The 19,168-nt window shown below is 66.2% G+C and carries 14 protein-coding genes and 1 pseudogene; 10 read left to right on the top strand and 5 right to left on the bottom strand.

Going from position 1 to position 19,168, the window contains the following annotated elements:
• Nucleotides 1-36 precede the first annotated feature (36 nt).
• The gene (locus V2S85_RS15085; protein ID WP_330703666.1) at nucleotides 37-1,149 is read left to right on the top strand and encodes an ROK family transcriptional regulator; all 1,113 of its coding nucleotides are present in this window, start codon (nucleotides 37-39) and stop codon (nucleotides 1,147-1,149) included.
• Between the two features lie 50 nt (nucleotides 1,150-1,199).
• On the opposite strand, the gene V2S85_RS15080 is transcribed toward V2S85_RS15085, so the two are convergent.
• The 4 genes from V2S85_RS15080 to V2S85_RS15065 form a co-directional block, all read right to left on the bottom strand.
• Entirely contained in the window at nucleotides 1,200-1,760 is a 561-nt protein-coding gene (locus V2S85_RS15080; RefSeq protein WP_330703665.1) for an invasion associated locus B family protein, read from the bottom strand.
• Between the two features lie 21 nt (nucleotides 1,761-1,781).
• Nucleotides 1,782-6,131 carry an autotransporter domain-containing protein gene (locus V2S85_RS15075; RefSeq protein WP_330703664.1) on the bottom strand — a complete coding sequence of 1,450 codons (4,350 nt, stop codon included), beginning with the start codon at nucleotides 6,129-6,131 and terminating at the stop codon, nucleotides 1,782-1,784.
• 467 nt (nucleotides 6,132-6,598) lie between these two features.
• The gene (locus V2S85_RS15070; RefSeq protein WP_330703663.1) at nucleotides 6,599-8,344 is read right to left on the bottom strand and encodes a diguanylate cyclase; all 1,746 of its coding nucleotides are present in this window, start codon (nucleotides 8,342-8,344) and stop codon (nucleotides 6,599-6,601) included.
• A gap of 371 nt (nucleotides 8,345-8,715) precedes the next feature.
• On the bottom strand, nucleotides 8,716-8,955 hold the full coding sequence (locus V2S85_RS15065) for a hypothetical protein (protein WP_330703662.1): 240 nt from the start codon (nucleotides 8,953-8,955) through the stop codon (nucleotides 8,716-8,718).
• A 216-nt stretch (nucleotides 8,956-9,171) separates the two neighbouring features.
• Between V2S85_RS15065 and V2S85_RS15060 the strand changes: the two are divergent.
• The 7 genes and pseudogenes from V2S85_RS15060 to efeO (V2S85_RS15030) all read left to right on the top strand — a co-directional run.
• Nucleotides 9,172-10,194, top strand: a pseudogene (locus tag V2S85_RS15060) (LLM class flavin-dependent oxidoreductase); the annotation flags it as partial.
• 15 nt (nucleotides 10,195-10,209) lie between these two features.
• Nucleotides 10,210-11,067 (top strand): acyl-CoA dehydrogenase family protein, encoded by an 858-nt coding sequence (locus V2S85_RS15055; RefSeq protein ID WP_330703661.1) that lies wholly within the window; start codon nucleotides 10,210-10,212, stop codon nucleotides 11,065-11,067.
• A 98-nt stretch (nucleotides 11,068-11,165) separates the two neighbouring features.
• Nucleotides 11,166-12,002: an iron uptake transporter permease EfeU gene (efeU, locus tag V2S85_RS15050; protein ID WP_330703660.1), complete on the top strand. Its 837-nt coding sequence runs from the start codon at nucleotides 11,166-11,168 to the stop codon at nucleotides 12,000-12,002.
• On the top strand, nucleotides 11,999-13,168 hold the full coding sequence (gene efeO / locus V2S85_RS15045) for an iron uptake system protein EfeO (protein WP_330703659.1): 1,170 nt from the start codon (nucleotides 11,999-12,001) through the stop codon (nucleotides 13,166-13,168). Before efeU ends, efeO (V2S85_RS15045) begins: the two co-directional genes overlap by 4 nt.
• The gene (locus tag V2S85_RS15040) at nucleotides 13,165-13,809 is read left to right on the top strand and encodes a Dyp-type peroxidase domain-containing protein (protein ID WP_330703658.1); all 645 of its coding nucleotides are present in this window, start codon (nucleotides 13,165-13,167) and stop codon (nucleotides 13,807-13,809) included. The genes efeO (V2S85_RS15045) and V2S85_RS15040 overlap by 4 nt, the downstream gene beginning before the upstream one ends.
• 27 nt (nucleotides 13,810-13,836) lie before the next feature.
• Nucleotides 13,837-14,469: a Dyp-type peroxidase gene (locus V2S85_RS15035; protein ID WP_330703657.1), complete on the top strand. Its 633-nt coding sequence runs from the start codon at nucleotides 13,837-13,839 to the stop codon at nucleotides 14,467-14,469.
• A 28-nt stretch (nucleotides 14,470-14,497) separates the two neighbouring features.
• Nucleotides 14,498-15,349: an iron uptake system protein EfeO gene (gene efeO / locus V2S85_RS15030; RefSeq protein ID WP_330703656.1), complete on the top strand. Its 852-nt coding sequence runs from the start codon at nucleotides 14,498-14,500 to the stop codon at nucleotides 15,347-15,349.
• Between the two features lie 176 nt (nucleotides 15,350-15,525).
• Here efeO (V2S85_RS15030) and aroD read toward each other — a convergent pair whose 3' ends face one another.
• The gene (gene aroD / locus V2S85_RS15025) at nucleotides 15,526-16,350 is read right to left on the bottom strand and encodes a type I 3-dehydroquinate dehydratase (RefSeq protein ID WP_330703655.1); all 825 of its coding nucleotides are present in this window, start codon (nucleotides 16,348-16,350) and stop codon (nucleotides 15,526-15,528) included.
• Between the two features lie 248 nt (nucleotides 16,351-16,598).
• Between aroD and V2S85_RS15020 the strand changes: the two genes are divergently transcribed.
• A complete protein-coding gene (locus V2S85_RS15020) occupies nucleotides 16,599-17,561 on the top strand; it encodes a LysR family transcriptional regulator (RefSeq protein WP_330703654.1) in 963 nt (320 codons plus the stop codon).
• 154 nt (nucleotides 17,562-17,715) lie between these two features.
• Nucleotides 17,716-19,095: an MFS transporter gene (locus tag V2S85_RS15015; protein WP_330703653.1), complete on the top strand. Its 1,380-nt coding sequence runs from the start codon at nucleotides 17,716-17,718 to the stop codon at nucleotides 19,093-19,095.
• Nucleotides 19,096-19,168: the final 73 nt, after the last annotated feature.

Below are 19,168 nucleotides of genomic sequence, written 5' to 3'. Positions count from 1 at the left end.
TGTTGTGAAAATAAATAAATACTCTACGAACCGCGCATGGCTACTCCCGGTTTCGACAAGGACCAGCGGCGCATCCTGCACGAACTGCGTAAGGGCGGCGCACTTTCGCGCTCGGCGCTGGCCGAGCGGCTGGAGATGAGCAACACCGCCCTCACCCGCATCTCGCGCGATCTGCTCTCGCTCGGCGTTGTCGAGGAAGTGACCGAAAGCAACGCGCAAGGGCGCGGACGGCCGGCGATCCCGCTTCGGCTTGCAGCGAAGGGGGGCTATGCCGTTGGCGCCACGGCGCACAAGGGCCTGCTCGATATCGCCCTGGTCGACTTTGCCGGGGCTGTCATCGGCACCCACCGCGAAACGATCGCACCAGTCGATCCCCGGCAATTCGCCCAACGCGTGCGCCGCCTGACGCATGACCTCGTCGATCGCCACGGGCTGCTCGGGCAGCGGATGCTCGGCATCGGCGTGGCAGTGCCCGGTCCGGCGCTCTCGCCCGACGGTGACCGTTGGAGCGTTGTCGACGACATGCCCGGCTGGCGCGGCACGCCCTTGCGCGAAATCCTGAGCGCGGAACTGGGCTGGCCGCTGTGGATCGAGAACGACGCCAACGTCGCCGCGATCGCCGAGTTCTACATGGGCGGACTGCTGCGCGAGTTCTCGACGGTGGTGGTGATCCTGCTGGGTTACGGGATCGGCGCCGGGGTCATCGTCGATGGCCGGCTCGTGCGCGGCCAGTTCGGGGTCGCCGGTGAAGTCGGCTGCCTGTTTCCCGGCGACCGCCCCCGCCCGAGTCCACTCGACCTCCTATCCACCCTGCGCGGCAGCGGTTGCGAAGTCTCGTCCGTCAGCGATATCGATCCCGCGTCACCTGCGCAGGATGCGATCATCGCGCGATGGATGGACCGCGCCGCCCGCCAGTTGGAAGTCGTGGCCAACACCGCGTTCACATGGCTGGACCCCGGTGCGATCGTTCTGGCCGGCGCGGTGCCGCACGACGTCCTCCAGGGACTCTGCACGCGCCTGCTCGAGGCGGACCTGGTCGCGACGGTGGGTGAGCGTGGACCGCCGGTTCGCGTCTCCAGTTTGCGCGGATCCCCGATCACGCTGGGCGCGGCGCTGCTGCCGATCCACGCGATTTCCGCCGAGACCTGAGCAAGCGCTCGGCCGGATGCCCATGGCACTCTTCCCGGCGCCTAACGGGTTCATGATCCGGCCCCATCCCCAGTTTCTATCGCCTTGGCCCGATCCAGCGCTTGCCCCAGCCCGCCAAGCGAGATCGGCACGTCGATTGTCTGTCCATCCCCGGCGGTCTCGAACAGGACATGCAGCACGGGCTGGTGCCGCAGCGCTTCGACCGCGTCTTTGCCGAACTGCAGCGGGACCAGGCATCCGGTAGGCAGGCACGTCTTGAAAGGCAGTGGCGGCCCCGCCTTGCCAAGCCGCAGCGTCACACCCTTCGCCAGGTCGACACCGAACGGGGTCAACAGCGTGCCGACCGCCCCATACGGGACGGGCAGGAGTTCGATCGCGATCGTGCGCTGGAGCGCTTGGCCAGGCGCGGCTCTGGCAGCCTGCTGCTGGAGGATCGAACATTTCGTGCCCTTCTCCACCGTTACGCAGGTGACGCCCCAATCTCCGAAACGCTCACGCAGCGCCGGAGAGGGGCCATCGGCTGCGGTGGCGGCGACAGTACCCATAACCGCGGCAGCCAAGCCCGCGACGACGCGGGCCAAGCGTAACATGTTCCCGACTTCAATCTTCATGCGCAAAGCCTTCGGCCATCGTCAGAAGCGCCACGTCAGGTTGCCTTTCACGCCGTGGTCCTGCACGTTTCGCCCCGTCTGGCCGGAATAGGATGCGCTGAGGCTGACACCGGAACCCATCGTCGCTTCGATCCCGGCCTGCAATGCGGCCGCGTTCACGGCGATCGGCGCGCCCGCGATCCCGAAGACCTGCGTACCGGCACCAAAGCGCAAGTCCGTGAAAGGCGTCCGGTTGCCGAAGGCATGCCGCCAGCCGGTCGACCAGAACAGCCGCAGTGCGCCTTGTTTCGCCACGTCCAGATTGCCGCGCAGACCCAATGTCGAGAAGGTCACCTCGGTATTCCTGGACCGACCCACCAGTGCTGCATCGCCGCCGTTTTCGGCGAAGGCATCGGTATGAAGGCGCACATAGCTGACTTGCGCGAACGGCTCGAAGTAGCCGCTGTTGACAGCGATGCGATAGCCCACTTCACCGAAGGCCTGCGCCGTATGGCCGTCATACTTCGACGTCAGCGCATCACTGAATCCGGTGAACCCGACCGAACGGTCGAAGCCGAGCTTATGCCAGGTATAGGCCGCACCAACCTGCAGGATCAGCGGGCCGACATCGTGCCCGGCATAGATGCCGACATGGTAATTATCGCTATCGCCGGAATCGCGGTGCTGCGCCGTATGGAACTTCGAACGGCTGTATCCCGCCAGCACGCCGATCCTGGCGGTTGCACCGAGGGGTACGTCAGCACCGGCCAGAAGGCCTCGCGCCGACCGATGCAGGACGCCGGCATTACCGTTTCCGGCCAGGGAGCCCCACGAGCCATAGCCATTGCCCCAGATGGACAGGCCCGGTTTTCCAGCCGCCTCGCCATCGCCCCCGGAACGCAGCCGCGACGAGACCGCATCGCGCAAATACTGGCTGTCCTGAACCAACGCGCTCTTGGCGGAGGAATGGATTTCGCCGGACAACTGGCCGAACGCGATACGTGCCTCCTCGAAGCTCTGGAGATAGCCCAAGGCATCGCGCAAGCCGACGGTCGCATCGAGTGCGTCCAGCGCACCGGCAACGCTGCGTTCGTTCGGCGTGATCGCTGCCGAAACGAAACTGCTCGTCTGCGCAACGTCGAGATAGACTTTGCTGGCGTCGTAATCGATCACGAGATCGTAAAAGGCCGACACCGCCGTATCGCCGGTCAACGTATAAGTGCCGGTCACTCCATCTGCCGCCGTCAGCACCGTATAGCGCGTGCCAAGCCCATAGCGTGTTCCCGTGTTGGTCTTGGTCACCGCCAGAATGGCGCCGCTGTCGATAGTCGCGGCGCCCGAAGCCGCGATCCGGTCGGACAGCGTGCTTCCGGCGGTCACCTGCACGGCGTAAGTCGCATCCGCCTGCTGCGCGACGTCGCCATTGACGGTCAGCGTGCCGACGGCCGCACCTCCGGGAGCAATGGTGGATCCAGCCGCAGCGGTGATACCGCCGACCGTGCCCGTGCCGGAAAGCCGCGTGCCGCTGGCGAGCACCACCCGTGACGAGGCCAGCGATCCGATGACGGACAGTTCACCCTGCGCCACGCCGGTCACGCCCGACAAGCCGCTCGTTCCGGTCAGCGTAAGAACGCCCGCGCCCAGCTTGGTAAGAGTTCCGGTACCATCGATCGCATTCGCGAAGATCGCGTCGGTCGCCTGGTTCAACACCAGCGCGGCATTGTCGAGGATCGCGCCGCTTCCGAAGCTCGTCGCCGAACCCGCCAGCCGGCCGCCCGAGATCGTGGTTCCGCCCGAATACGTGTTCACCCCGGAGAGCGTCGTCGTGCCGGTTCCGGCCTGCGTGACGACGCCGGATCCAGAGATCGTGCCGGAGAAAACTACCGCATCGGAACGATCGAAGGCCAGGGTCGCGTTGTTGAGGACGTCGCCGAGAATCGCCCCGCTGGTCCCGCCGTCGCCCAGTTGCAGCGTGCCGCCCGAGACAGTCGTTCCCGCCGAATACGTGTTGTTTCCGGTGAAGATCAGCGTGCCGCCGCCGGTCTTGACGATATCGCCCGGCTCGGTGCCGTCGGAAATCGTGCCGGCGACGGTCGCGGTGACGCCGGTGGCCACGTTGATCGTCGGGTCGCCGCTTACGGTGATGGCATTGCCGATCGTCATCCCGTTCCCGGTCAGATCAATCGTGGTGAACTCGCTCATCGCCAGCGTCCCGGTGCCGAGAGCATTGTCGTCACCCAGGGACAGGGTGCCGGCAAGCAGCGCGGTGCCGCCGGAATAGGTGCTGGGACCATTCAGCGCATAGCCCTGCGATGCGGTCAGTATCAGCCCTCCCGTACCGTTGATCGATCCGGCGAACGCGCCGCTCGCCTGTGTAAGCGTCAGCGTATTGCTTCCCAGTTCGATGACGCCCGCGCCCATGGCGGTCGTGAGCGTACGATCTCCGTTCGCGGCGCTGAAGTCGAATGTCCCCGGCGCGTCGACCACCAGGGACGAGACGATGCTGCCGTTGCCGGTCAGTGCCAACACGCCCTCATTGACGACCGTGCCACCGGTATAACTGTTGGCGGCGGTAAGCGTCACTTGTGCGCTTCCGGATTTGCTCAGCCCGGCGGTGCCGGTGAGCACGCCATCGACCATCCCCGCCCGCACGTCGATGGTCTCGCTCACATCGGCGATCACGGTACTTGAAAGAGTGCCGCTGAACATCGTGTAGCTACCGAGGGTCAGCGTCCCGTTCTGAACGGTCGCGATGCCTTGAGTAAGCGATGCCTGCGTCTGGCTGGTGCCGCCGAGGTCCAACGTTCCGCGGTTGATGGTCGTCGTACCTTCTGCGGATCCGAGAGTGCCGGCACCGCTCAGCGCCAGCGTCCCGTCCTCGATGACGGTATTGCCCGTGTAGCTGTTGGCGCCGCTCAGTTCGACACCGCCGGTGCCGGTCTTGATGAGCCCGGCCGTTCCTGTGAGTATGCCGTTGACGCGGCCCACCTGCACGTCGAACGTATCATCGGCATCGATGATCGCATCGGCAGCAAGAGTGCCCCCCGTCAGGGAGTAAGTGTCCACCGAGAATGTACCGTTCTGGACGAATCCGCCGGTCTGATTCAGTGACGCCTGCGCCTGGCTGGTGCCGCCAAGGTCGAGCGTGCCGCCATTGACGGTCGTCGTCCCCGCACTTGATCCCAGGGTGCCGGAGCCGCTCAACGCCAGCGTACCGGCATCGACGACGGTGCCGCCGGTGTAGCCGTTGGCCCCTGCCAGCGTGACGGTGCCCCCGCCGGTCTTGGCGAGCCCCGCCGCCCCGGTGAGCGCTCCATCGACCGTACCTGCCTGCACATCGATCGAGCCCTCGGCATCGATGACGGCGTTACCGGCCAGTGTGCCCCCCGTCAGAGTATACGTCCCCACCGCGAAGTCTCCGTTCGCGATTGTCCCCCCGGCCTGCATCACCGAAGCTTGCACCTGCCCGGTCCCGCCAAGGTCGAGCGTACCGCCGTTCACCAAGGTCGAGGCGCTGTCCGCGCCGAGAGTCGCGTCTCCGGAAAGTACCAGCGTGCCGGAATTGAGCGTGGTGGTTCCGGTATATGTGCTGGCGCCGGTGAGCGTGACCTGCCCGCCCTCACCGGAATCCGCATAAGTGATGACACCCGCAGCGCCCGCCTCGGTGTCCGAAAAGGTGCCGGACAGCACCGTCGTGTTGCCGTTCATGTCGATCGTGTTCGTGGGCGTATCGTCGAGCACGAAGTCGTTCGAGTACGTCTCGCCGGCCTCGTCGATCAGCAGCGTGCCTCCCGCGAAAGTCGGGTTCACCGAAGAACCGAGGTTGCTCGATCCATAGTTCGGATTCGCGGTGTCGATGTCGTTGGCTTGGCCCGGCACGGTGACGCCGCCGCTGGAAGTCACCGTGAAAGTGCCGGACGAGATCGCATTTCCGGCCGGAGTCCAGACCTGGCTCAGGCCGCTCGTGCTGGCGTAGGCAAAAGTATAAGTGCCGGCCGTGATGTCGCTGAAGGTTGCCGCCTGGAAGTTGTAGACGCCGTTGTTCGCGGAGTCGGTCGCCACCAGCGAATTGCCGTCCGCGCTGACGTAAAAGAAGTTCTGGCCCGCCGTCAGACCTGCGGGAAGCGAACCGTCGGGAACGTTGCTCAGCAGGATCGAGAAGACCTGCGTGCCGACCACCGAACTGTCGGCGCGGTTCAACTGCACCGCTCCTTCCGCCGCGACGATCCCGTCGTGCCAGCTGCCGTAGACGATCTGGACATTGAACAGGCCGTCCGCCGAACCATCGGAGACGAGATAGCCAAGCGCGTCCGTATGGGCGCTCGCCATGGAGGCACTGATCGCGACGCTGGCGGCTGCGGCGGCCAGCAGCGCCGATCTTGCACGACGCAAGGTCAGACGCGAGTTACAGGCGGGAAGTGCCATAGGCGCGGTGTCGCGTTGAGGATTTCGACCGAGCTTGGCCGCGCGCATGTTCCGGATTGGCATCCAATTCGCCCCTTCTCTGTGTGACTGCAGATGGAACGACTGGCGGTCGTTCCGAAAAGTCATGTCCACGCATCGTCATTTGAGACGCGAACACCTTCAAATCCCCGCAGATTCGTTCAACTGGAGAAGTGCTAGCCTTTTCTTTGAAGAAAAATAATAGTGGCCTAAACCTAAGTATTTAATCTGAATTTTTACTTTTGAAGAATGCGATTACATTAGATTTTTTGCCATTCGCACCGCATTGGAAAATCCCGATCGGAGATGGCGGCTACCCTGCGGTTCTTGCCCGCCGGAATCGGTAATATTCACCGAGGCGAGCCCGATCGGCCTTGCCGGCCGTGCGTCCTTCGTGAAATCGACCGGCGCCCTGGTCAGGCGGCGACCGATGATCGGTTTCTGCCGTCTCGCTTTGCCTGATAGAGCGCTGCGTCCGCGGCCTTCAAGGCATCGGCACGGCTCTGGCCGGAAGACAGCAGGCAAAGGCCGACACTCACCGTCGTCCGTATGGGCGCACCGGATGTATCCACGCTGGATTGCTCCAATCTGACGCGTATCCGTTCACAGATCCGCTGGGCGGTCGCCAGTTCGATACCACCGAGCACGGCGCCGAACTCTTCCCCGCCGATGCGGGCGACAAGATCGCTCTCACGGACAGACTGTCGCAGCAGATCTCCGAAATGGACGAGCACTTCATCACCTGCCGCATGGCCGAAACGATCGTTGATCGTCTTGAAATGATCGAGGTCGAAAAGCGCGACGCATCCCAGCGGCCCTTCGGTGACGGAAGAGGACAGCAGCGCCTCCAGCGTCGCATCGAACGATCTTCGGTTGTGCAGCCCGGTGAGCGAGTCGGTGAGCGACTGCCGCGTAAGGTCTTCGATCAACTGGCGCCGACCGGTCACTTCGCGGACGATGCTCACCGTGCCGGTGACCTTGCCGCTTTCGTCGATCGTCGCCCGCATGTGCGTTTCCATCCACAGCGTCGTGCCATCGTTCCGGATCGCCCTGTACTCGGCGATCATCGTCGCGTCCGGGTTGAGCAGGGCGCTTTGACGCGCTTCGAGCACCGCAGGAAGATCATCGGGCGAAATGAGACGGAACAAGACCTTGCCCGTCAACTCCTCCGGTCGATACCCCCAGGCATGCTCGATCGAGGGCGACACATATCGCAGCGTACCGTCCGGGCCGAGCCGCATGATGATGTCGCTGGTTCGATCGAGGACGAGCCTGTGCAAGGCTTCGGCGGCGCGCAATCTCTCAACCAGCCTCCTGCGGGCGCGCAACTCGGCCGCAAGCGGCAGGAGGACGAGCACGACCGACGCGAAGTAGACTTGCAGTACCTGCAGCTTGAGGCTCATGCTGCCCTTCAGGAGGGTCGTCGGCCCGCTCCCGGCAAGCGAGCAGGACAATCCTACCACGATCAGAATCAGGATAGAGGCCACCGCACCGAACCGACCGAAGCGCAGGGTCGCGGCGATCATCGGCAGCAGCGGCAGCACGACGAGCGGCACGGTGTTCTGGCCGAACGCGGCCAGCGAACCGATGACGGTCAGCGTCAGCAGGCCGATCGCCTCGAACTGCCTCGATCGGCGGGCGCTTCCGATCCAGCGATAAGTCTGGCCGCGCAGGGTGAGCAGCAGCGGCGGAGCAAAGGCGACGAGCCCGAGGGCATGCCCGGCATACCAGTCACGCCAGCCGTCCCAGAAGGGAATTCCCCGGCCGGCGACAGCGCAAGCGGCCGCGAGCAGGGCCGTGAGCATCGGGACCGCGACACCCCCGATGAATATGAACCATGCGACCTCGGGAACCGACTGGAAGCGACCGAAGCGTGGATAGGCCCGCTTGAGCCACCATGCCGCAGCATAGGCCTCGCCCACGCAGATCAGCGGCAGGGCCAGCGAGACCGGTCCGCGCATGCCGAACAGGAACGAGGCCATGATCGCCGCCGGAATGCAAGCCAGCACCAACTGGCTCCACCGTCGCCTGGGGCTGGCGCAAAGGGCCGAGAACAGGATGGCTCCGGCGATCCAGACGATGGCGATACCCCCGTCGAACCTCGTCAGGTGCAACGCCAGCGACGAGCCGGCAAAATACGTGACGGCCGTGACAAGCAGCACCGGGAGACGCCGGGCAACAGTCGAAACGGCATTCGAAGGTATCACATGCAGCCGCCTAGATGTGCTTTTTCGGATCTACATCTAAGGGCATGCCCCAGGGCGCGGGATAGCGCAACGCCCCAGGCATCCTGGAGGGGACCGATCGCAATCGCACGCGCGTCGCCGGCCGGTCATTCAACTGGCGCGGCGGTCGCCCGCACCTCCTGCCTGTAAAAGGGAGGCAGATGATAGTAAGGCCTTGCCGGCCATTTGGATCTGGACAGTGATCCGGATCATTCCAATTCGACCGATCCGCCACCGCGCACGGCAACCGCCATGCGGCCGCGTCAGCCTCCGACGGTGCCGACGTGCAGGGCCTGCCGGTTCGGCGATCAGGCCGTCGGCGGATAGGGGTGGTGTCCGAAGGCCCACTGCAGCCGAGGTGCGGCATCGCCGTCGACCAGCAGAACCTTGGCATCGCGCCCCTGCATGCCGATCTGGTGCGCGGCATCGATCGCACGATTGAGGGCTGCCTTCTGGCTGGCGAAGACATCGACCGCGACTCCATGCAGCGTGACCGCCCATTCGAGACCACGGCGGAAAACATGGAAATCATTCCGGGACTGGCTCATCCTAGCTTCCTTTCGCATATTTTCGATCGACGAACCGAGCGCGTTCGCAAGGGACGGCGACCTCCAAGCTTCTCAAGTTATTTGATTGAGAATATCTGTCAAGCGACCATTCATCGCTTCTCGATCGGAGGGCAACCGGCCTCTCGGCCTTCCCCTGCGTGTTCGGTTTTGAGCACCCGGCCTGATTCAAATTGAACGTCGGCAGGCGGCGGCCTCGACTTCCTGCGTGATCTGGCACGGGTGCACGAGAATGCCGGTTTCGACCGGGTGCTCATGCTGGCTGGCGGCGAATCGATCGTCGCCACCGGGTTCGCCGCCTCGGTCACCGAACGGCTCGGCTTCATGATCCCGTTCCGGCCCGGCCCGCTCTCGCCGCTGCACGGCGCCAAGGCGCTCGCCGCGCTGGATCACGTAACGAAGGGCCGCATCCGCGTCCATGCCATCACCGGCATCACCGCCGAACCGGGCCTCGGCGATTTCCTGACCGACAAGGACGAACGCTACGCGCGCACCAGCGAATACCTCGACGTGCTGCGCCAGGCCTGGACCTCGGACGCGCCGTTCGACCATGACGGCAAGTACTATCAGCTGCGCAACGTCTATTCGCCCTTCAAGCCGTATCAGCAGCCGCATCCGCCGGTCTCGTTCGGTGGATCGTCGGACGCGGCCTATCATGTCGCCGCGCGGCACTGCGATCTCTATGCGCTTTGGGCCGAGCCTCTGTCCGACGTGAAGGAACAGATCGGCAAGCTGAAGGCGGCCGCCGCCGCGATCGGCAAGCCCACGCCGCGCGTCAGCCTCTCGGCCCGCCTCATCATCGGCAAGACCGAGGCGCAGGCGTGGGAAAAGGCGCACGAAATCGCCGAGAAGCTCGCCAGCAACCGCCGCAACGCCGCGCCCAACCCGCTGTTCCACGGCGTCCAGGGCACCGGCACCAAGCGCCTCCTCGCCGCTGCCGAACGTGGCGACCGCCATGACAAGTGCCTGTGGTTCGGCACCGCCACCGCCGTCGGTGCGACGCACGATTCCACCTCGCTCGTCGGCACCCCCGACCAGATCGTGGAGGCATTGCTCGACTACTACGACATCGGCGTCACCACCTTCCTCAATCGCGGCTACGAGCCGCTTTACGACGCCGTCGATTACGGCCGCTACATCATCCCCGCCGTGCGCGAGGAAGTGCGCCGCCGCGAGGAAGCGGCTGCGAAGGCCAGCGCTCCCGCCCTCCAGACCGCCTGACCGGAGCCACAAGGGATGACCATCACTCCCCCCCGCCTCGCGTCCGAGGCCGAAGCCATCGCCGCCGCGCATGCAGCCGCAGCGCAGATCGCCGTGCTCGCCCGCGATGCCTCGCTGAACGACCGGGTGCCGCATGAGGCTGCGGAAATCCTCTCCGTCTCGGGCGTGACCAGCATCTACGTGCCCCGCGAGTTCGGCGGCCTCGGCGCCTCGATCGAGACGGTGGTGGAGACGGTGCGGATCATCTCGGCGGCGGACGGCGGGGTCGGGCAGATCCTGCAGATCCACAACGTGATGATCCGGGGCGTCTTCTCGCGCCCCGACGATTCCTTCCGCGCCCGGCTGGTGGCGGACATCTTCGGCGGCAAGCGCTTCGGCAACGCGCTGGCGGAAGGGAAAGGCAAGGGCAAGGGCGGCGGCACCCGCCTGACGCTGGACGACCAGGGCATCTGGCGCCTCAACGGCCGCAAGACCTTCGCCACCGGGGGTTACCTCGCCGAATGGATCTCGATCTCCGCCCGCGCGACGGCGTCGGCGAAGGCACCTGGCAGCTCTTCAACCTGGCGACCGACCCGGCCGAGAGCACCGACCTGGCGGCCAGCCATGCCGACAAGCTGGCCGAACTGGTGGCGGACTGGGATCGCTACGCGGCGCAGAAGGGCGTCGCGCTGCCCGACCCGGCGCCGACGGCGGCGGCCAAGCCCTGACCCGGGCCATCGGGTACGCCGGGCGCAGAGCCTGGCGTACCCGATGGAGGCCGTTGCACGGCACCGCGCACTGCCCGGTGCCCGCCTGACCGAACCGCCGGCAGGGTTCAGTGGCCACGCTTCAGGATGCGATCCGCGTACCCCGGACAGGCGGGAACTGCGGTAACGCGATCCAAATACGACCGAACCCGGAAAATTAATTGCATTTGCGATTCATTAGCATGTATCGCGGCACGGACTCAGTTTCGTCGCCAAGGATATGCAATGCTCGTCCCGTTCCTGGTCATGGTCCGCGAAGGTATCGAGGCCGCGCTGATCGTCGGCATCGTCTCCAGCTACCTCCACCACGCCCGGCGCAGGGACATGATGCCGGCGGTCTGGGTCGGCGTGCTGCTCGCCAGCGCCCTGTCCCTGTTCGCGGGAGCCGCCTTGCAGATGGTCGCCGCGGAGTTCCCGCAGAAGCAGCAGGAACTGTTCGAAGGCATCGTCGGCCTCGTGGCCGTCGTGATGCTCACCTCCATGGTCTTCTGGATGCGCCGCGCCGCGCGCTCGATCAAAGGCGAGCTTCATGCCTCGCTCGATCGGGCCCTCGCGCGGGAAAGCGGTCCCGCCTGGGCACTGATCGGCATGGTCTTCCTCGCCGTGGCGCGGGAGGGCCTGGAATCGGTGTTCTTCCTGCTGGCGATCTTCCAGCAGAGCCAGGGCTGGGAAGCGCCCGTAGGGGCGCTGGCCGGAATCGCCGTCTCGGTCGTCGTCGGCATCGCCCTTCACAAGGGCGGCATCCGGCTCGATCTGCGGCGCTTCTTCCGCTTTACCGGCGTGTTCATCCTGCTCGTCGCGGCGGGCCTGCTGGCCGGCGTGCTGCGCAAGTTCCACGAGGCCGGCATCTGGAACGGCCTGCAGGGCGTCGTCGTCGACCTGAGCGAGGCGTTGCCCATGGACGGCCCCGTCGGCGCCGTGCTGGCCGGGCTGCTGGGCTATCAGGCGGTGCCCGTCGTCGGCGAAGTCATCGTCTATGTCGTGTTCCTGGTGGTGAGCCTGTTCTGGTTCTTCCGCCCTGCCGCGGCGCCCTCACTCTCTCCCGCCGGAGCCAATCGATGACCAGGCCTGCTTCCTCCCTGCCGATGCGCGCGGCGCTGATCGGCTCGGCACTGCTCGTACTGCTGGGCGCCATCGCCTTCTGGTACGCGTCCAACCGCGCGGCCAAAGGCCCCCGGCCGGGCGCGGCAAACGCCGTCACGGTGACCATTCGCGGCAAGGCCTGCGATCCTTCCGAGATCACCGTGCCCGCCGGAAGGACGACCTTCACCATCGTCAACGAGACGGACCGCGCGCTGGAATGGGAAATCCTGGACGGCGTCATGGTGATCGACGAGCGTGAGAACATCGCCCCGGGTCTGCGCCAGACGATGACCGTCAAGCTGCTTCCCGGCGACTACGACATCACTTGCGGCCTGCTCAACAACCCGCGCGGCAAGCTCCATGTGACACCGTCGGCACAATCCGATGCCGAGGCCGCCCGGCCGTCGATAGAGGCCTATGTGGGGCCGCTGGCCGAATACCAGGTCTACCTGCTGACCGAGGCCGAGACGCTCGACACTGCCGCCCGGGCACTGGTCGCCGCGCTCAAGGCCGGGCATCTCGACGAGGCGCGGCGTCTTTATCCCGCGGCCCACCAGAGCTACATGCGGATCGAGGCGACCGCGCAGGTCTTCGGCGACCTTGAGGCACGGCTCAACGCCCGCGCCGACTATTACGAGAAGAAGGCGGCCGATCCCGCTTTCCAGGGCCTGCGCCGGATCGAGTACGGCCTTGCCGCCGGCGACGATGCCCGGACGCTGGGGCCGATCGGCGACAAGCTGCTTGCCGACATCGCGACGCTGAAGGAACGACTGGCGACGATCGAGCTGAAGCCCGAACATCTCGCGGGTTTTGCCGAAAAGCAGTTCCGCCGCGTTTCGGAATCGCTCGCCGCCGCCCGGCCGGCTTCGGGAGAGGATAGCCCGGCGGACCTTCAGGCGCTTTACGAAAGCGGCAGCAAGGCCGCAGAACTGCTGTCCCCGCTGCTGGCCAGGGCGGACCCCGCGCTGGACAAGGCGTTCAAGGCGGACCTCGCGGCCTTCGACAAGGCGCTGGCCCCTCTGCGCTCCGGCGAGACCATGCGCGCGGTGAAGCTCGATGACGCGCGGCGACGCGCAGTGGCGGGGCTCCTCGCAAGGATCGCCGCGGACTCCGCGAAGGCGAATGCCGCGCTGGGGCTGGCATGAAACTGCGACTGCCCTCGCCGTCGCGCCGCGAACTTCTGGGTGGCGGGCTCGGTCTGCTGGCGGCCGCGCCTGCCTCGGCGCTGGCCCGCGCAGGCACCGTCGCTGCGGCAGACGGCGCGGCAGGCGACGCCAATGTCGCGGATGCGCCCCGCAGCACGCATACGCAGGATCGCGTAGCATCCCGGGGCATCCATCAGGCGGGTGTCACCACGCCCCGGCCGAGCGCGGGGATGATCGCCAGCTTCTACGTTCTCGCCGAGACAATCGACGATCTGGAGCGCCTGTTCCGCATCCTGACGGCGCGCATCGGCTTCCTCACCCTCGGCGGCCTGCAGCGGGACGACGACCCGCTGATGCCGCCGGCCGGATCGGGCATACTGGGGCCGGTGGTCCAGCCCGATGCCCTGACGGTGACGGTCTCGCTCGGCGCATCGCTGTTCAACGACGAACTGGGGCTGTCCGCGCTCAGGCCCGTGCATCTCCAGCAGATGCAGGCGCATGCCAACGACGCGCTGGACGCGGCGCTGTGCCATGGCGACCTGTCGATCCAGTTCTGCGCGAACACGCCCGACACCAACATCCACGCGCTGCGCGACATCATCAAGAACACCTCCGACCTGCTCGTGCTGCACTGGAAGTAGGAAGGCACCGTTCCCCCGATCCCCTCGGTGCCGGGCCAGCCGGAGGAAAGCGCCCGCAATTTCCTCGGCTTCCGGGACGGGTCGGCCAACCCCAATTCCAACGACGCCGCGCTCATGGACCGCATCGTATGGGTGAACCCCGGCGCCGGAGAGCCGGACTGGGCGACCGGCGGCACCTATCAGGCCGTCCGCATCATCCGCAATTTCGTGGAGCGCTGGGACCGTACCCCGCTGGGCGAACAGGAAGCGATCATGGGCCGCCTCAAGACCACCGGCGCCCCCCTAGACGGCGCCGGCACCGAGCACGACGTCCCCGACTATACCCGCGATCCCGCCGGCACCCGCACGCCGATGGACGCGCACATCCGCCTGGCCAATCCGCGCGACGCGGCAAGCGAGGCCAATCTCATCCTGCGCCGCCCATTCAACTATTCCAACGGCGTGACCAAGTCCGGCCAGCTCGAAATGGGCCTGCTGTTCATCTGCTACCAGGCCAACCTGGAGGCAGGCTTCATCACCGTCCAGAAGCGCCTCGATGGCGAGCCGCTGGAAGAATACATCAAGCCGATCGGCGGCGGCTTCTTCTTCACCCTGCCCGGCATCCGGGACGATGCCGACTGGATCGGCCGATCACTGATCGCCGCCGCCCGGCGCACCTGACTTTCCATCCATTCCACGGGAGATGACCATGTTCCAATCCTCGCGCCGCAGCCTGCTGGGCATGATCGCGGCGGCGCCTTTCGCATCGGTGCCCCTCGTCGCCGAAACCGCTTTCGCACAGGCCCGCCCCTCGCCGCTGCAGCTTGTCGGCCCGGTCGCGCAGTACAAGCTCTACGTGAACGAGAACGTGCGCAAGTTCGTGGCCGACACCCGCGCCTTCACGGCGGCGGTGAAGGCGGGCAACATCGCGCTGGCGCAAAAACTCTATGCCCCCACCCGCACCAGCTATGAAAAGATCGAGCCGGTCGCGGAGCTTTTCAGCGATCTCGATGCCGCGATCGATTCGCGCGCCGACGATCACGAGAAGGCGGAAAAGGATCCCCGCTTCGGCGGCTTCCATCGCATCGAATACGCGCTGTGGGTGGAGAAGAGCACCAAGGGTGTCAACCGGGTGGCCGACAAGCTGATGGCCGACGTGCTGGCCCTCCAAGCCCGCCTGCTCAAGCTGACCTTCCCGCCGGCCAAAGTCGTGGGGGGTGCCGCCGTGCTGATGGAGGAAGTCGCCGCCACCAAGATCTCGGGCGAAGAGAACCGCTACAGCCGCACCGACCTCTACGACTTCCAGGCGAACTTCGAAGGCGCCTACAAGATCGTGACGCTGCTTCGCCCGCTTGTCGCCAAACGCGATCCCGGCTTCGCCGCCAGGACGGAGGCCAACTTCAAGGCCGTGTTCGACACCCTCGCGAAGTATCGCCTGCCGGGCGGCGGCTTTGCATCCTACCTCAGGCTCACCGACCGCGACCGCAAGCTGCTCGCCGGCAAGGTCAACATCCTCGCCGAGGATCTCTCGCGCCTGCGCGGGATGCTGGGGCTGAGCTGAACGACACCGCAATGCATGGGCGGGACGGGCGAGAGCCCGTTCCACCCGAGGACCGGAGCAGGCCATGGACACATCGAACCGTACCCGGACCGTCTTGATCTGCTCCGTCGGCCTCGAAGTGCTGACGCTGGTTTTCGCCTACCTGATCTGCAATCCCTGAAGGTTCGCCATCCGGGTCACCCGGCGATGGCGTCATGCACGATGGCCAGGGTGGCGTGCAGCCGTGCGACCTCGATCTGCCCCGGCGCGGAAGGATCGCCCAGCGCGCCGAAGCTCAGCGCGGACCCGAAGGCTTCGCCCGCCAACCGCGATACCGCACCGATCCCGCCCATCGCCATCGTCACCAGCGGCCGATCCGCATGATCGCGTCGCATGATCCAGGTCGCTTCGAGCAGGCGCAGCAGGTCGCCGGCATCATGCGGCATCACCGCCACCTTGCAGATGTCGGCCCCCAGCGCCTGCTGCCGGCGCAACAGGCCGACCAGCATCTCGACCGAGGGGGTGGCCGCGAAATCGTGGTGCGACAGGATCACCCGGCACCCCTTCGCCTGGGCGTCCGCCTTGACTTGCGCGACGACCGGATGGGCCAGCAGCGCCGCTTCGACGTCGAGGAGATCCGCCGCCCCGCCATCCAGCACCGCGCGATAGACGGCGGCGTACTCCTCGGGCGTGATCGCTTTCTGGCCGCCTTCCGCCTTGGTCCGGAAGGTGACGACCAGCGGCTTGCCCTTGATCGCTTCGGCGACCGGACGGATCGTCGCGGCGACCGCCTGCGGGTCCAGCGCGCGGTCGAGGAAATCGAGGCGATATTCCACCACGTCCACTTCGCGCATGCTGCCCAGAAGGCGCGCGCGGGACAGCACCGCATCGGGCGTCGATTCGATCAGCGACACGATCGTCCTGGTCCGCCCGGCGCCGATCTCGACGTCGCGGATACGGATCGAACGGGCGGGGCCAGGGGTGGACGGCGGGGCGACCGCGCCCACGGCGGATGCGGTCATGGCAGGCAGCATCCCCGCCGCGGCTCCAAGGACAAGAGCCTGCCGTCGCTGCATCAAAGGCATATTCATTCTCCGCAAGTGTCATCGTCCGATCTTGTGGTCGGCATGGCTATGTACTAACTGGTACACATGAGGATGGGAAGTGGCCTCGCCGCATTTTTCGTCCGTGCGGATAAAATCGCGAGAGAGGGGCGTGTGAACCTGGCCTGCCATGACAACGCGCGCCGCGCTCGGCCTCGCTGGCCCGCATGCCTATTGCCGCGCCCCCCGCGCATCCGGTAATCGGGATCATGCTGACGATCCGCCAGATCGAGATATTTCACGCCGTCATGGTCACCAAGACGGTGAGCGGCGCGGCGCGGGTGCTCGGCACCTCGCAGCCGGGGCTGAGCCGCATGATCGGCCACATGGAAGACAAGCTGCGCTTCCGCCTGTTCGACCGCACGCGGGGCCGATTGCTGCCCACGCCGGAGGCGCAGGCGCTGTTTCGGGAAGTCGAGCACGTCTTCAAGGGGTTCAGCGACCTCGAATATGTCGTGCAGAGACTGGCCAAGGGCGTCGACCGCACCTTTCGCGTCGGTGCCTCGCCCTCGCTCGGACACTCGGTGGTGCCGCAGATGCTCGCGCGCCTGACGGGCAATTACCCCGAGGTCACGATCCAGTTCGACATTCTGTCCGTCGAGCAGGCGGTCGACTGGCTCGCCCTCCAGCGCGGCGACTACGCGCTGACCGTGTTTCCGGTCGATCATCCCAACGTGCTGTCCAGCCGCATCGGCAACGGCCGCATGGTCTGCGCCGTACCGGCGGGGCACCGTCTGGCGGATCGCGCGCGCATCACGCTGGGCGACATTCAGGGGGAGCGCATCCAGTCCTTCCGCCGCGAGACGCCGCATGGGCAGATCATCGCGCGCATGTACGAAGATGTCGGCGAGGATCTGGAGGTGGCCACTTACGTACGCTTTGCCGAGACCGCCGTGGCCTTCGTCGCCAACGGGATGGGTGTCGCCCTGGTGGACAGCTTCACGGCGATGCAGCCCCATGCCGAGACCGTCCGCTTCCTGGAATTCGAGACCCCGGGCACGCTTCCGGTCTACATAAGCCGCAACCTCGATACCGCCCGAACCCTGGTGGGCGAGACGTTCGAGGAGATCGCGCGCAACATTCTCACGGCACTGCCGCGTCCGACACCCCTTTCCCAACCCATAACATAAGGGCATGGCGAACATCATTGCGCTCACTGGCCCCTCGTGAGCCGTTGCCGTTACGTCATGATCCGCTAAGGACCGGCCGGATTGACGCCGTCCGAGGCCCGGACAGATACAGGCGCGCAGCAAGCGCCGCACAGAGGATGGAGAAGGCGCGACCATGGCCAGTTATTCCGCCGCCGGATCGGTTTCCGTACGCCCTTACGTGACGGTGAACGGACAGCCGGCGAACGCGCAGACGGCGCCGAACCCGGAACTGGGCGAAGACCGCTGGTCCACCCGGCAAGTCCTGGTGGTGGCGATCTGCTTCCTCCTGAACATGCTGGACGGCATGGACGTCCTCATCCTTTCCTACATCGCGCCGGCCCTCTCGGCGGACTGGCGGATCAGCCCCGAGAACCTGGGCGTGGTGTTCAGCGCCAGCCTTGCCGGCATGGCAGCCGGCGGCCTGCTGGTGGCGCCGCTTGCCGACCGATTCGGCCGGCGCAAGCTGATCCTCGCCTCGCTCGTGATGATGGCGGCGGCGATGTTCGGCTCGGGAATCGCGACATCGGTGACCGAGCTTCTGGCCTCGCGCTTCGTCGTCGGCATCGGCATCGGCACCGTGCTCGCCAGCATGGCGGCACTGACCGCCGAATATGCGCCGGCACGCCACCGTACTTTCGCGGTCGGCTTCCTGCAGGCCGGCTACCCCGTCGGGGCGACCCTGACCGGCTTCCTCGTCGCGCAGCATATCGACGCGCATGGCTGGCAGACGATGCTGCTCTGCGCCGCCGCGCTGTGCACGCTCTCGATCCCGCTGGTCCTTGCCTTCCTGCCGGAATCGATCGACTTCCTGGTCACCCGCCAGCCCGCCGGCGCGCTGCGGCGCGCCAATCGGCTGCTGGTCGCGATCGGCCGCGCGCCTCTGGAGCACCTGCCCCGCCGCAGCGAAGCCCAGGATAAGCGCATCGGGCTGAGCGGCCTGCTCGGCGAGGGCCGCGCGGCGAACACGCTGCTGCTGTGGCTGGCGATCACGCTCAGCTTCATGACGCTCTATTTCGTCATCAGCTGGATTCCCAAGCTCGCCGTCGAGGCCGGGCTGCCGGCCAAGGACGCGATCTATGCGGGCGCGATCTACAACATCGGTGCCTTCGTCGGCATTTCATCGCTGAGCTATGTCGCCATGCGGGTCGACCTGCGCCGTCTCATCCTCGGCTACATGGTGCTGGCGGCAGGCGCGCTGGTGGTGTTCGGCTCGGCCGCGATGCCGCTGGCGGCAACGCTGCTGACGGCGTTTCTCATCGGCGTGTTCGTGCAGGGCGGCTTCAACGGCTGCTACCCGCTCGCGACCAGCCTCTACCCCGCCCAAGCGCGCAGCACCGGCCTTGGCTGGGCGATGGGTGTCGGCCGCATCGGCGCCGTCATCGGCCCGATGCTGGGCGGGTTCCTGCTCGCCGAGAAGGTATCCCTGCCGATCATCTTCGCGATCTTCGCGGTGCCGATCGTGCTGGCGGGCCTGTGCGTCGCGATGATCCGGCTGCCCAAGGCGCAACTGTAGAAAAAGCCACTGCAACCCACGAGGAAACCCAGGGCCGCTCGGCACAGCCCTGGGTTTCCTCGTTGCTGACGAA

The organism is Novosphingobium resinovorum (assembly GCF_036352595.1).
Classification (GTDB): Bacteria; Pseudomonadota; Alphaproteobacteria; order Sphingomonadales; family Sphingomonadaceae; genus Novosphingobium; species Novosphingobium resinovorum_B.
The sequence above is the reverse complement of the archived record's forward strand: the minus strand, read 5'-3'. Positions and strand labels throughout refer to the sequence as shown.